The sequence below is a fragment of the Pseudomonas cavernae genome, from assembly GCF_003595175.1.
GTDB classification, from domain to species: Bacteria; Pseudomonadota; Gammaproteobacteria; order Pseudomonadales; family Pseudomonadaceae; genus Aquipseudomonas; species Aquipseudomonas cavernae.
In genome coordinates this window covers 4,469,969-4,483,561 of sequence record NZ_CP032419.1, presented here as the reverse complement: position 1 = coordinate 4,483,561, position 13,593 = coordinate 4,469,969, and the positions used below count along the sequence as shown (strand labels likewise).

The window sequence follows — 13,593 nt, the reverse complement described above, 5'->3', positions numbered from 1 at the left end:
TGTCCTTCACGCGGCTTGGTGGGCGCTGACGAAAGCCGCCAGGCTGGCCACGTTGGCGAAATGCTTGCGGGTGTCCTTGGCTTCGGCGTCGATCTTGATGCCGAAGCGTTTCTGGATGGCCAGGCCGAGTTCCAGGGCGTCCACCGAGTCCAGGCCGAGGCCGTCGCCGAACAGGGTCAGGTCGGCGGCCAGGTCATCGGTGGTCATGTCTTCGAGGCCGAGGGCCTCGATGATCAGGCTTTTGATCTCAAGTTGCAGATCGCTCATCTTCGGCGAGCTCCTTCATAAAGTGCTGGTGCAAATGGTCATTCAGCTTGCGCGAGGCGACGGGCGCGGGGCCCAGGGCGCTGAACTGGCGTGGGTCGATATCCTGACCGACGCGCAGGCGGAAATGGAAACGTCGCGACGGAATGCTGTACCAGGGCTCGGCCTTGGTCAGGGTGGTCGGGCTGACGCTGATCACCACCGGGGTGACCAGCTGGGCGCCGCGCAGGGCGATGGCGGCGGCGCCGCGGTGGAATTGCGGCGCCTGGCCGGGCGTGGTGCGCGTGCCTTCGGGGAAGACGATCAGCGTCTCGCCGGCCTGCAGCGCGGCGGCGGCTTCGTCGAGCATGTCCAGGCTGCCGCTGTTGCTGATGTAGCCGCAGGCGTGGATCGGCCCGTGCATGCACGGGTTGTCCCACAGGCTCTGCTTGACCACGCAGTTGGCGTCGCGGATGAAGGCGATCAGCACCACCACGTCGATCAGCGAGGGGTGGTTGGCGATCACCATCTGCCCGGGACGGCCGAGGCGCTCGGCGCCTTCCACTTCGTAGGTCAGCACGCCGCTGCGGAACATGAATTCGACGAACCAGCGGAAGCTGCGGCTGACCACCCGGCGCGCGCGGGTGCGACGGACCCGGGCGTCGCCCGGCAGCAGGCCGAGCAGCGGGAACACCAGCACGCGCAGCAGCACGCCGCCGATGCCGAACAGGCTGAAGCTCAGCGCGGTGGCGATCAGTCGCCACCACCAGGGCGCGCTGTAGGGACTCATGCCTTGCTGCGTGACCAGTTCCATTGGCGACCTTTGCAGTGATGTTGCAGGGTGGTCCGGTGCAGGCTCAGCGCGCGCACCAGTTCCAGGGAATGCGGCCAGGCGCTGCGCGGGCCGTCGCCGCTGGCCAGCTCGAGCTGCCAGTCGGGCGTGGCGCTCAGGCGCAGGGCCAGGGCGTAGGAGAACGGCACGTCGTCGATGGACGGCCGGTACAGCGCCGGCGGCAGTTCTTCGGCGACCACCAGCAGCACCGCCGCGGCGCCGTCGCCGAGCAGACCGGCGGCTTCCAGCAGGGCCTGCTCGAGGCCGTCGCCTGCGGCGGCCATGGCGCTCATCTCGCTGGTGTCGCCGCGCAGGATCGACCACAGGCCGATGATCGCGTTGTGCACCGAGAGGCTGAACTGGGTCGGCGACAGCGGCTCGCCGCGGCCGAGGTCTTCGAGCACCGCCAGGGTGCGCGAGGTTTCGCCGTGGCGCGAGGCGAACACCAGTGGCAGCGGGCCCCGGCCGTCGGCCAACGGCCAGGCGACATGAAACATCATCCGCGCCAGGCGGCTGAGGCGGCGACGTTGCAGGGCGGGGAGGAAGCCGACGTCCGGCTGCTGGCCGTCGTCAGGCTGGGCGACTGGGGTGTGGCTCCAGGCGTGCCAGTCGGCCGCACTGTCCAGGCCCGGGGCCCAAGCTCGCCATTGTTCGATCCTGAAATGCATTAGATAGAGAGCTCTTTGCGGCCCTTTCCGGGCATCCCTTCCATAGGCTTTGACTGCGCAGCCTGACCGGGGTGCCGTGGCAGACTGCCGGCATTATCCAGAGCGGGCCGGATGCAGGCAAATCCTGGTTACATTTGCCGGACGAATCAGCCTTGCCACTCGCCCTTGTCATGGCCTTTGCATAGACTCCAGGGCTATTCATGTGATCAGGGGGTGTGCGATGCGGCGCGTGGTATTCAACCAGAAAGGCGGAGTGGGCAAGTCCAGCATCGCCTGCAACTTGGCGGCGGTGAGTGCGGCGGAGGGTTACCGCACGTTGTTGGTCGATCTCGACGCCCAGGCCAACTCCACCCATTACCTCACCGGCCTGACCGGCGACGATATCCCCATGGGCATCGCCGACTTCTTCAAGCAGACCCTGGCGTCCGGGCCCTTCGCCAAGAAGGGCAAGGTCGACATCTATGAGACGCCGTTCGACAACCTGCACGTGATCACCGCCACCGCCGAGCTGGCCGACCTGCAGCCGAAGCTGGAGGCGAAGCACAAGATCAACAAGCTGCGCAAACTGCTGGAAGAGCTGGACGAGGATTACGAGCGGATCTACCTGGATACCCCGCCAGCGCTGAATTTCTACGCGATTTCCGCACTGATCGCCGCCGATCGCTGCCTGATTCCCTTCGACTGCGACAGCTTCTCGCGCCAGGCGCTGTACGGCCTGCTGCAGGAGATCGCCGAGCTCAAGGAGGATCACAACGAGGACCTGCAGGTCGAGGGCATCGTGGTCAACCAGTTCCAGCCGCGCGCCAGCCTGCCGCAACAGTTGCTCGACGAGCTGATCGCCGAAGACATGCCGGTGTTGCCGGTATACCTGATGAGTTCGGTGAAGATGCGCGAGTCGCACCAGGCCTGCATGCCGCTGATCCATCTGGAGCCGCGGCACAAGCTCAGTCAGCAGTTCGTCGAGCTGCACCGGGTGCTGGAGGGCAAGGGTTAAGCCCGTCGTTGAGATCGAGGGCGCCATTCGGCGCCTTTTTTGTGCAGGGCAACCCTGGCGAGGGTCCGGGGCGGCCTCTTAGCGCACCACCAACACGTCGCAGGGCGCCTTATGCAGGCAGTGCTGCGCCAGGCTGCCGAGCAGGGCCTGGGACAGTGCGCTGCGCCCATGGCTGCCGAGCACCAGCAATTGCGGTTGGCGGCTGCCGAGGGCTTCATGGAGCGTCTGTGGCAGGCTGCCCGGCTGCACATTGTGGCTAAGCCTGGGCCCCTTGGCGGGTAGGTTCTGCGCTTCGTCATGCAGCAGCTGTTCGATCAGCGCGCACTGGGTGGTGAGCTGCGCCTCCACCTCTGCCGCCGAGCCCCTGGGTGTCTCGAACACGTGCAGCGCATGCAGCTCGGCGCCGGCCGGCAGCAGGCGATAGGCCTGACCGAAGGCGGTGCAGGCGCAGAGCGAGAAGTCCAGGGCGGCCAGGGCCCGCTGGTAGGGCGCGGCGTCGTCGCGCGAGGCCAGCAGCAGCGGCACCGGGCAGCGGCGGGCGATGCGGTCCAGGGTGGTGCCGGAAAAGAATTCGTGGCGATGGTGATGGGCACCGAGCACCAGCAGGTCGGCGCCCAGTTCCTGCACCTGCTCCAGCACGCCTTCGGCCGGCCGGCCGTAGCACAGGCGTAGTGTGCTGCCGGGCGGGGCGAAGCGGGTCAGGCTGCTGTCGAGCGCCTGTTGCGCGCTTTCCTGAGCGGCGGTGGGCAGGCTGCTGTCGAGTATATGCAGCAGCGTCAGCTGGGCGTGGTGCTGGCGTGCCAGCTGGGCGGCGCGGCGTAGGGCGAGATCGGCAGTGCTGCGCAAGTCGTGGGCGATGAGGATGTGTTTGACCATAGAGCGACCCTCCCGGCGCCTCGTCGGCGCCGCGAAACCTCTGGTGGGTTTTGAGTGTGTCACATGGCATAGCCCCCATTTGGCTTCAGGGCAAGGTCAGGCGTCAGTGCGCGCGCAATTGGTAGAGGCCGCGGCTCTCGGCCACTATCTCGCCACTGTCATCGGTTAGCTGCAGTTCCAGCAGATACTCGGCCTTGCCCTTGGCGCTGGCTTCGTTCTGCAGGCGTTCGATCTCTTCTGCCTCGAGCCGTGCCTCGACGCGGATATCGCCGGTCGCCGGGCGACGGAAGCGCAGGTTGAGTTCCTTGACGATGGGGTAGAAGCGCTGGTGGTCGAAGCTGGTGGCGAACAGCGCGCCGCCGGGCACTTCGGCGAGGGTGAACAGGGCGCCGGCGTACATGCTGCCGATGTGATTCTCGTTGCCGGCCAGCGGTGCCAGCAGGCGCACGAAGCCGGGCTCGAGGACTTCGGCCTTGAGGTTCATGCGTTTGACGAAGGCGATCTTTTCTTCGGTAAGCACGCGGGCAAGCTCGGCGGGCAGCGGCATGGCGGTGCTCCTGGTGGTGGTCGGAGCACCAGCCTAACCGGTGGGCGCGGCAAGGCAATGGCCATTGCGCGCGCCGGCGATTGACGGAAACACTCAGATCCCGTGTTGGCGCAGCCAGCTCAGCAGTCGTGGCAGTGGCAGGGCGCCGCTCTGGCGGGCGACTTCGCGGCCGTCCTTGAACAGGATCAGGCTGGGGATCGAGCGGATGCCCAGTTGGCCGGCGAGCTGCGGGTGGGCTTCGCTGTCCAGCTTGGCCAGGCGGCAGCGACCGCTGAGCTGGTCGGCGGCCTGCTGGAAGGTCGGCGCGAAGGCCCGGCAGGGACCGCACCAACTGGCCCAGACGTCGACCAGCAGCGGCAAATCGCCCTTGAGTTGGCTGCTGTAGCTGGCTTGGTTCAATTCGAACGGTTGGCCGGGCAATACCGCCTGCTGGCAGCGCCCGCAACGCGGCGCGTCGCCGAGGCGCGCGGCGGGAATACGGTTGAGGCCGTTGCAGTGCGGGCAGGGGATCAGCAGGGCGTCGCTCATGGCGGTACTCCGGAGGCAGTTGCCTGCTTATCTGGAGCCGCCGCCCAGGGAAATCAAGCGCGGCCTCAGACCAGCGACTGGTAGATGTTGTAGGCGCTGATCAGCACGATCAGGCAGCCAACGATGGTCAGCAGGGTGCGCGCCGACAGCTTCTTGCACAGCAGGGCGGCGAAGGGCGCGGCGAACAGGCCGCCGAGCACCAGGCCGGCGACCAGCTTCCAGGTGTCCGGCTGGCCGGCCAGGAGAATGAACGAAGTAGCGCTGGAAATGGTCAGGAAAAATTCGGCGAAGTTGACCGAGCCGATGGTGGTGCGCGGGTCGCTGCCCGAGCTGAGCAGGCTGCTGGTGACCACCGGCCCCCAGCCACCGCCGCCGGCGGCATCGACGAAGCCGCCGAACAGCGCCAGCTTGGCCACGTGTCTGGGCTGTTTGCGCTGGTGCACATGGCGATAGGCCTTGCTCAGGATGTACAGCCCCATCAGCAGCAGGTATGCGGAGATGAAGGGTTTGAGCGCCTTGCCATCGAACTGGGTGATCAGCACCGCGCCGAGCACGGCGCCGATGATGCCCGGTAGCAGCAGGCGCAGGAACAGCCCTTTGTTGACGTTGCCCAGTTTGACGTGGGAAATCCCCGACAGGCCGGTGGTGAACACCTCGGCGATATGCACGCTGGCGCTGGCGGCGGCCGGGGAGGCGCCGGCGCTGAGCAGGAAGGTGGTGGCCGTGATGCCATAGGCCATGCCCAGCGCGCCATCGATGACCTGGGCGAAGAAGCCGACCGCCACGGCGCTCCAGAAGGTCGGGCTGTTCAGCGTGCGCTCGATGATCTGCAGACCGCTGCTGCCGCCGTTGTCACCGAAGAACAGGCGCCAGGCGAGGAACAGCAACAGGCCGCACAGGGTCAGCACGGCGAACCACATGGCGGCGCGCAGCACCGGATGGTCGGCCGGGTGCGAGACAAAGTCTTCCACCGGCGGCAGTCCCAGGGCCAGGTGTTCGGCATTGAGCGGGCTGGGGCTGAGGTCGAGATCGCGGATTTTCATGCAGGGGTGCGCCTGACAGCGGGTGGTAGAACAGGCTGGAATAAAACGGTCGCAAACGATAATCGGCTTTTATTAGAGAGTCTAAGAATGTTTGGGCAGGTTTATATGCGATCTGATTATTTAAACGTGGCTGCTGGGAGCGCCCGTCGGTCGAGCAGGAACCGCCTGTAACCGGATGTGTCTACGCTGTGGATGGGGAGCCCCCTTAAGTCCTGCTTTTAACGCGAGGTGTCTCATGAATCAGAAAAAGAAGTTGCTCGCCTTGGCGATTTGCTCGCTGCTGTTCGCAGGAGCGGTGCTCACACCGCTTTCTACTCAGTTGATTCCCACTGCAGATGCCAGAGAAGGTGGTAGCGGTGGCGGTGGCGGCTCGGGTGGTGGTGGCGGAGGCGGAGGTGGCTCGGGTGGTGGCGGTGGCGGCTCCGGCGGTGGAGGCGGCTCGGGTGGCGGCGGTGGTGGCTCGGGCGGCGGTGGTGGTTCAGGTGGCGGCGGTGGTGGCCATGGCGGCGGCTCGGGCAGCGGTGGCGGCGGTGGTGGCCATGGCGGCGGCTCGGGCAGCGGTAGCTCCGGTGGTGGTCACGGTGGTTCGGGCAGCAGCGGTCACAGCGGTGACGGCGGTCACAGCGGCGACGGCGCGGCGGCCGGCGATCATGGCAATCGCGGCCCCGGCAGCGCCCACAGTGGCCGGGGCGCCGAGGGCGAGCATGCCCGGGGTGAGGCCGAGGCCCGTGGTCGGGACGCCGAGGGCGAAGCGGCCCGCGGCCAGGACGGTGCCAATGATGTCGGCGATGACCGGGGTCGGGACGCCGAGGCTCGTGGCCGGGATGCCGAGGGTGAAGCGGCCCGTGGCCAGGACGGTGTCAGTGATGTCGGCGATGCCCGGGGTCGCGAGGCCGAGGCCCGTGGTCGGGTCGCCGAGGGTGAGGCGCCGCGCGGCGCCGATTGATGCGTCGCTTGGGGGCAGGCCCTGGACTCAGGAGGAACAGCTGATCTCCAGGTGCTTGCCCCACTCCGGCGGGCGTTCGGCGTAGCGTTCCAGCCTCGGCTGCTCGTCGAACGGCCGGGTCAGCACGGCGTGCAGTTCGCGTACCGGGGCGTAATCGCCCTGCTCGGCCGCCGTGATGGCCTGCTGGGCGAGATAATTGCGCAGCACATACTTGGGATTGACCGCGTGCATGCGCGTGCGGCGCTCGTCCTGAGTGCCCTCTTCGTGCTCGAGCCGGGCCCGGTAGTCGGCGGCCCAGGCGTCGAAGCCGGCTAGATTGACGAAGTCCTCGCGCAACCGCGCCAAGGCCTCGGCCGCTGCCTTGTTGCCCAGTTCACGAAAGAAACGGCTGTAATCCACCGCGCTGCCCTGCATCAGCTGCAGCAGGCGCTCGACCAGCGTGGCGTCCGCGTCTTCGGCGCTTTGCAGGCCGAGGCGCCGGCGCATCAGGTCGAGGTAGTGCGCCTGGTACAGCGGCAGGAACAGCCCGAGCGTCTCGCGCAGCGCTTCGACGCTGACGAAGGGCGTCAGTGCCTGGGCCAGGGCGGCGAGGTTCCAGTGGGCGATCGGCACTTGGTTGCTGAAGGAATAGCGGCCGCTGTCGTCCGAGTGGTTGCAGATGTGGTTGGCGTCGAAGTCGTCGAGGAAGGCGTAGGGGCCGTAGTCGAAGGTGATGCCGAGGATCGACATGTTGTCGGTGTTCATCACCCCGTGGCAGAAACCATAGGCCTGCCAGAGCGCGATCAGCTCGGCGTTGCGTTCGACCACCTCGCGGTAGAAGGCCAGATAGGGTTCGGCCTGCTCCAGGCACTGGGGGAAATGGCAGCGCAGCACGTGCTCGCCGAGTTCCTGCAGGCGCTCGTGCTGGCCGGTGTAGTAGAAGTATTCGAAGTGGCCGAAGCGCACATGGCTGGGCGCCAGGCGCAGCAGCATCGCCGCGCTTTCCTGCCGTTCCCGCCACACCGGCGTGCTCGAGCCGGTGACGCACAGCGCCCGGCTGGTGGGGATGCCGAGCGCGTGCAGGGCTTCGGAGGCGAGGAACTCGCGGATTGACGAGCGCAGCACCGCGCGGCCGTCACCCATGCGCGAATAGGGCGTTTGCCCGGCGCCCTTGAGGTGCAGGTCCCAGTGCTCGCCGGCGGCGTTGACCACCTCGCCGAGCAACAGGGCGCGGCCATCGCCCAAGCGTGGGTTGTAGACCCCGAACTGATGGCCGGAATAGACCATCGCCCGCGGCTCGGCCGTCGACCACAGCTTGTGTCCGGCGAACAGCTCGGCGAATACCGGCGTGTCGGCTTCGCTCGGGTCGAGGTCGAGCAGGGCCATGGCCGCCGGGCTGGCGACCACCAGGCGCGGCTCGGCAATCGGATCGGGCAGGACGGCGGTCGAGAACCCATCGCCGAGGCGGGCGAAGCGGTTATCGAAGGTCAGATCGGTCAGCGACTTCAAGGCAGGGCTCCACGGGCGGCGCCAGACGCTGGCCCCGCGCGCCGCCGCGTGTGGATGACGCGGCGGCTTTCACCGGCATTGTGCGAGCAGTCGCCGCGCAGCGTCCAGCGCGCAGCACTTTAGCCGGCGCTGGCTGGCGGTAGGGGCTTGCCGGCCACCAGCTGACCTTGCTGGCCCTCGAGGTTCTTGACGAACACGTCGACCTGGTTGAAAGACATCTCCACGCCATGCTCGCGGAAGCTGTCGACGATGCGGGTGAGGATCTCGTCGGTGGCCGGGTTGCGGTCGCCCAGTTCGCGCACATGGAAGCGCAGTTCGTAATCGAAGGTGCTGGCGCTGACGGTGAGGAAGTACAGCAGCGGCTCGGGGTCGCGCAGCACCCGGGCGTTTTCCAGGCAGGCCTGCATCATCAGCTTGCGCGCCAGCGGCAGGTCGCTCTCGTAGGCCAGGCCGACCTTGATGGTGACGCGGGTGACGGTGTCGGTCAGCGACCAGTTGATCAACTGATCGGTGATGAAGGTCTGGTTGGGGACGATGATTTCCTTGCGATCGAAGTCGGTGATGGTAGTGGCGCGGATGCGGATGCGGCTGACCGTGCCGGACAGGGCGCCGATGGTCACCACGTCGCCGATGCGCACCGGCCGCTCGAACAGGATGATCAGGCCGGAAACGAAGTTGGCGAAGATCGCCTGCAGGCCGAAACCGATACCCACCGAGAGGGCTGCGGCCAGCCATTGCAGCTTGTCCCAGCTGACCCCGAGGGTGGACAGGGTAGAGACCGAGCCGAAGCCGATGATGGCGTAGGACAGCAGGGTGGTGGCCGCGTAGGCGCTGCCCTGGGCCAGGCTCAGACGCGACAGCACCAGCACCTCGAGCAGGCCCGGCAGGTTGCGCGCCAGGGCCACGGTGATGGCCAGGATCACCAGCGCGCCGAGCAGGTCGCTGAGGCTGAGCGGCACCTGCACGGCGGCGGCGCCGCTGCCGCTGGAGTACTGGTAGAGGGTGACGTTGTCGAGGTAGGCGAACACCGAGATCAGGTCGGCCCACACCCAGTACAGGGCGATGACGAAGGCGACCAGCAGGGTCAGGCTGATCAGGCGCAGCGACTGCTGGTTGACCTGCTCGATGTCCAGGGTCGGCTCCTCGACCACATCGCTGTCGGCGCCTTCCTTGGCCTGCGCCTGGCGCTTGCTCAGCGCGCGCTGGTAGGCCAGGCGCCGGGCGGCGACACTCAGGCCGCGGACCAGGGCGGCCTCCAGCACCAGCCAGAGCAGCAGCAGGTAGACGGTGTCGATCAGTCGGTCGGTGAGCCGCAGCGCGGTGTAGTAGTAGCCCAGGCAAACCGCGACGAACAGCACCAGCGGCAGTGCGGTGAAGGCCAGGCCGAGCAGCAGGCGGAACGCCGAGGCGCGTTCGCGGGTCGGCGGGTTGAGCAGCAGGCTAGCCATCAGCCAGCTCATCAGGGCGTAGCAGGTGAGCACCACGGCGATGCCGATGATGTCCCCGGCCAGCGCCTGCGGCTGACGTTCGGCCACTGTCACCACGGCTACCAGCGCCAGCACCACGAGGCCGAAGCGGCGCACCTGGGTGCGCAGGTAGGCCACCTGCGGGCGCGGCCAGCGAAAGTGCAACTCGGCCACGCCCGAAGGCGCCAGCACCCGCTGGGCGGTGAAGAACACCAGCCAGGCCTGGGCCATCTGGATCAAAGCGGCGCCGAGGGCGATGTTCTGGCCGCGCGCATCCATCTGCAGGGCGAAGCCGGCAAGGGCCAGCAACAGGGTGCCGGGCAGCGCCAGCAGCAGGGTCAGCAGCAGCGCCAGTGGGGTGTGCAACTGGCTGTCGTGTTTGTAGTGGCCGATGTCCTGGTGCAGGGCGCTAGCCTTCTGCATCAGGTAGCTGCGTTTCCACAGCAGCAGGCCGATCAGCAGCAACAGCGGCAGGAACACCAGCGGCTTATCGATCAACCCGGCACCCAGCTCCTTGATCGCCGAGCCCCAGGGCACCGCACTGAGTTGCCGCTCGAGCAGGTGCGGGGTGCTCTTCAGCCAGGCCAGGTCGAGCGGTTTGTTGCTGGGAATCCAGAACATCTGCTCGTCGAGGGTGGCGCGCAGGGTGGTGGTGGTGCTCTGCAGCTGCTTCTGGTTCAGCTGCAAGGTGATCGCCTCGTTGAGCACCGCGCTCATCTCGCGGTTGAGCCGCTCCAGCAGTCCGCTGCGGGTGGCGACCAGCTCGGTCAGGGTGGCGCGTAGCGCCGCGGTGATCTCGGCCGGCGGCTGGCCGGCGAGGATCTTCTCGACATAGGCCTCGGGGTTGCTGATCTGCTCGCGCTGCTGGTTGATCTCGAATTGATAGAGGCGGATGTCGGCGATTTCGTCGGCCAGGTTGCGGTCCACCGCGATCTTCGGCAGCGCCTGCTTCTGCTGGTAGAGGATCTTCGCCAGCAGCAGGCTGCCCTGCAGCACGCTGATCTGCTCGTCCAGGGCCTGGTCGACTTGATTGAGGTTGTCCAGCTGCTGCTTGGCCTCGAGGTTCTTCTGGGTCAGCAGGTTGAGTCGCTCGGTGGAGCGCAGCAGATAGTCGGAAAGTTTGAGATTGGCCTCGCTCTCGCTGGCCAGCAGGTTGCCGGAGCCGGCCTTCTGCGCCTCGCGCGACAGTTCGGCGACGGTACGCTCGGACTGCTCGCGGCGCTGCTCGTTGATCAGCGACTGTAGGTCGCGGCTTTCCTGCTCGGCGCGGCGGATGCGTTCGTCGAGCAGATCGCGCTGGGCGTTACCGAGGTCCTGCAGCTGACTGTTGGCGGCCAGTTCCTCGCGGCGCAGCTGGGCCTGTGCACTGAGCATGGCCAGTTCGGCGTTGAGTTGGTCACGCCGCTCCGAGCTCAGCGGCTTACCGTCGTCCTTGCCGAGCTTGAGGATGCTGTTGATGGCCTGGGTGCGCGCCTGACCCTTGCTGATCTCGGCTTGGGCGCGCTCGGGGCGGGTTTGCGCGGTGACGATCAGACTGTTGGCGGCCGCCAGTTCCTGTTGCCATTCGGCCAGTTGGTTATTGCGGTCGGACAGCAGTTGGTCGAGCTGGGCCACCGAACTGCTGGCATAGCGCTTGGCCACCGTGACGGGCGGCGTGGCCTGCAGGCGCGCCAGCTCGCGCTGGGCTTCGCCGATCTGCCGCGGCGCGCCGGCCAGTTGCTGTTTGAGTTGAGCCAGGCGCTGCTCGCTGTCGTCCTTCTGCGTGAGCAAGCGCAGGGTGTCTTCCAGGACCTGCTTGATCGCCTGCATATCGGCATCGGCCAGCTTGCGCTCGGCGAGGCTATCGAGGCTGCGCTGAACAGCGCTGCTGCTCGGCGGTTCGGCGGCTTGCAGGGGCTGGGCGGTGAGGCACAGCCCCAGCAGGGCGGCGGCAAAAAAAGTACGCAAAAGAGGCATAGGCTCGGTTCGGGCGGCTCGGAATTCAGGGAGTTTAGAGGAACAGGCCGGGCCCAGGGCGGGCGCCGTCGGGGAATTTGACCCCGACTTTGCGGATCTTGTTCCCTTCCATCGCCGCCACCGTCCAGGTCAGGCCGTTCCACTCGACCTGGTCGCCGATCACCGGTTCGCCGCCGATCTCCTGGGCGATGAAGCGGCCGAGGCTCTGGTTGCCGTCGATGTCGCCGAGTTTCAGGCCATAGAGCGCCGCCACCGCGCGCAGTTCGGCATCGCCCTCGAGGACGAAATCGCCGAAGAAGCGCAGATCCTGGCCGCGCTTCGGCGCCTGGCTGAACAGCTTGCCGAGGGCCGGCAGGTCATGCTCATGGCCGACCACGCAGAGGATGTCGCCGGCCTCCAGGGTGGTACTGCCGGACGGGTGCAGCAGTTCCTTGCCGCGGAACAGCGCGGCGATGCGCGTGCCGTCGGGCATCTTCAGCTCGCGCAGGGCGGCGCCGATGCACCATTTCTCCGCGCCGAGGCGGTAGACGAACATCTCCCACTGGCTGGTCGGGTGCACCTCGAGGCCGGCGCGGGAGATCGGCGCCGGGTCCGGCGGTACGGTGACGCGCAGCAGCTTGGCCACCCAGGGCAGGCTGGTGCCCTGTACCAGCAGCGACACCAAAACGATGAAGAAGGCCACGTTGAAGAACAGCTGGGCATTCGGCAGCCCGGCCATCAGCGGGAACACGGCGAGAATGATCGGCACCGCGCCGCGCAGGCCGACCCAGGCGATGAAGGCCTTCTCACGGTCATGGAAGGCGCGGAACGGCAGCAGGCCGAGGAACACCGACAACGGCCGCGCCAGCAGGATCATCCACAGCGCCAGGCCCAGCGCAGGCAGGGCGATCGGCAGCAGGTCGTGGGGGGTGAGCAGCAGGCCGAGGACCAGGAACATGCCAATCTGGCTCAGCCAGGTCAGGCCGTCGAGCATATGCAGGATGCCGTGGCGCGAGCGGATCGGCCGGTTGCCGAGCAGCAGGCCGCACAGGTAAATGGCGAGGAAGCCGCTGCCGCCGACGGCGTTGGTCAGGGCGAACACCAGCAGGCCGCCACTGACCACCAGCAGCGGATACAGGCCGCTGGCCAGGTGAATGCGGTTGATCAGGTTGAGCAGCAGCCAGCCGCCGCCGAGGCCGAGCAGCGCGCCGATGCCGAATTCGGTGAACAGATGCAGTACCAGCGTGAAACTGAAGCCGGTCTGGCCTTTGACCAGCATGTCGATCAGGGTGACGGTGAGGAACACCGCCATCGGGTCGTTGCTGCCCGATTCGATTTCCAGGCTGGCGCTGACCCGCTCGTTGAGGCCGCGCCCGCCGAGCAGGCTGAACACCGCCGCGGCATCGGTGGAGCCGACGATGGCGCCGATCAGCAGGCCCTCCATCCAGCTCAGGTCGAACAGCCAGGCGGCGGCCACTCCGGTCAGTCCGGCGGTGACCAGCACGCCGACCGTGGCCAGCGACAGCGCCGGCCACAGGGCCACGCGGAAACTCGCCACCCGCGTGCGCAGGCCGCCGTCGAGGAGGATCACCGCCAGCGCCAGGTTGCCGACCAGGTAGGCTTGCGGGTGGTTGTCGTAGACGATGCCGCCGGGGCCGTCGACGCCGGCGAGCATGCCGACGGCGAGGAAGATCACCAGGATGGGGATGCCGACCCGCGAGCCAAACGAGCTGACCAGAATGCTCATGCCCACCAGCACCGCACCGATCAGAAACAGGCTATTGACGGTGGCTGCATCCACAGGTGGGGCTCCAGGCGAAGAAACGGGGTGGGAACGGCGCAGGCAGTGCGCATGCCAGGCGATTCTAACCTGTGGCTGGCGATCGCCGGCAAGCATTTGCAAGGCAGCGGGCAGCGCTCAGACCGGCGAATTCAGGCAAGGTTTCGCGGACGCTGGGATGGCGCTGAAAGCACCACAGCAGGGGGCAGGTGTGGTGGGTAGCCCGGATGCAATCTGGGGAAGTCGC

12 protein-coding genes are annotated in these 13,593 nt (G+C 67.2%); 2 read left to right on the top strand and 10 right to left on the bottom strand.

Translation table 11 applies throughout. The features are described 5' to 3' along the window. Positions 1-6 precede the first annotated feature (6 nt). The 3 genes from D3880_RS20350 to D3880_RS20340 are packed head-to-tail and all read right to left on the bottom strand — an operon-like array spanning position 7 to position 1,743. Complete coding sequence (locus tag D3880_RS20350; RefSeq protein WP_119895233.1) at positions 7-267, bottom strand: phosphopantetheine-binding protein; 261 nt, start codon at positions 265-267, stop codon at positions 7-9. Next, positions 248-1,057, bottom strand: a complete 810-nt coding sequence (locus D3880_RS20345) for a lysophospholipid acyltransferase family protein (RefSeq protein WP_177412186.1) — start codon at positions 1,055-1,057, stop codon at positions 248-250. The genes D3880_RS20350 and D3880_RS20345 overlap by 20 nt, the downstream gene beginning before the upstream one ends. Beyond that, positions 1,030-1,743, bottom strand: coding sequence for a beta-ketoacyl synthase chain length factor (locus D3880_RS20340; RefSeq protein WP_119895232.1), 714 nt, complete (start codon positions 1,741-1,743; stop codon positions 1,030-1,032). The genes D3880_RS20345 and D3880_RS20340 overlap by 28 nt, the downstream gene beginning before the upstream one ends. A 220-nt stretch (positions 1,744-1,963) precedes the next feature. On the opposite strand from D3880_RS20340, the gene D3880_RS20335 reads away from it, so the two are divergent. Further along, entirely contained in the window at positions 1,964-2,737 is a 774-nt protein-coding gene (locus tag D3880_RS20335; protein ID WP_119895231.1) for a ParA family protein, read from the top strand. Between the two features lie 78 nt (positions 2,738-2,815). On the opposite strand, the gene D3880_RS20330 is transcribed toward D3880_RS20335, so the two are convergent. The 4 genes from D3880_RS20330 to D3880_RS20315 all read right to left on the bottom strand — a co-directional run bounded on the left by D3880_RS20330 (position 2,816) and on the right by D3880_RS20315 (position 5,731). Continuing rightward, the gene (locus D3880_RS20330) at positions 2,816-3,613 is read right to left on the bottom strand and encodes a universal stress protein (protein ID WP_119895230.1); all 798 of its coding nucleotides are present in this window, start codon (positions 3,611-3,613) and stop codon (positions 2,816-2,818) included. 103 nt (positions 3,614-3,716) lie between these two features. After that, entirely contained in the window at positions 3,717-4,160 is a 444-nt protein-coding gene (locus D3880_RS20325; protein ID WP_119895229.1) for a YiiD C-terminal domain-containing protein, read from the bottom strand. 93 nt (positions 4,161-4,253) lie between these two features. Further along, positions 4,254-4,688: a thioredoxin TrxC gene (trxC, locus tag D3880_RS20320; protein ID WP_119895228.1), complete on the bottom strand. Its 435-nt coding sequence runs from the start codon at positions 4,686-4,688 to the stop codon at positions 4,254-4,256. A gap of 65 nt (positions 4,689-4,753) precedes the next feature. Then, positions 4,754-5,731, bottom strand: coding sequence for a sulfite exporter TauE/SafE family protein (locus D3880_RS20315; RefSeq protein ID WP_119895227.1), 978 nt, complete (start codon positions 5,729-5,731; stop codon positions 4,754-4,756). A 235-nt stretch (positions 5,732-5,966) separates the two neighbouring features. Here D3880_RS20315 and D3880_RS23225 point away from each other — a divergent pair, with 235 nt between their 5' ends. Next, positions 5,967-6,677 carry a hypothetical protein gene (locus D3880_RS23225; protein ID WP_162934911.1) on the top strand — a complete coding sequence of 237 codons (711 nt, stop codon included), beginning with the start codon at positions 5,967-5,969 and terminating at the stop codon, positions 6,675-6,677. A gap of 27 nt (positions 6,678-6,704) precedes the next feature. On the opposite strand, the gene selO is transcribed toward D3880_RS23225, so the two are convergent. The 3 genes from selO to D3880_RS20295 form a co-directional block, all read right to left on the bottom strand. Next, positions 6,705-8,165, bottom strand: a complete 1,461-nt coding sequence (selO, locus tag D3880_RS20305; protein WP_119895226.1) for a protein adenylyltransferase SelO — start codon at positions 8,163-8,165, stop codon at positions 6,705-6,707. 119 nt (positions 8,166-8,284) lie between these two features. After that, positions 8,285-11,587, bottom strand: a complete 3,303-nt coding sequence (mscK, locus tag D3880_RS20300; RefSeq protein WP_119895225.1) for a mechanosensitive channel MscK — start codon at positions 11,585-11,587, stop codon at positions 8,285-8,287. Between the two features lie 34 nt (positions 11,588-11,621). After that, positions 11,622-13,367 (bottom strand): potassium/proton antiporter, encoded by a 1,746-nt coding sequence (locus D3880_RS20295; RefSeq protein WP_119895224.1) that lies wholly within the window; start codon positions 13,365-13,367, stop codon positions 11,622-11,624. Positions 13,368-13,593 lie beyond the last annotated feature (226 nt).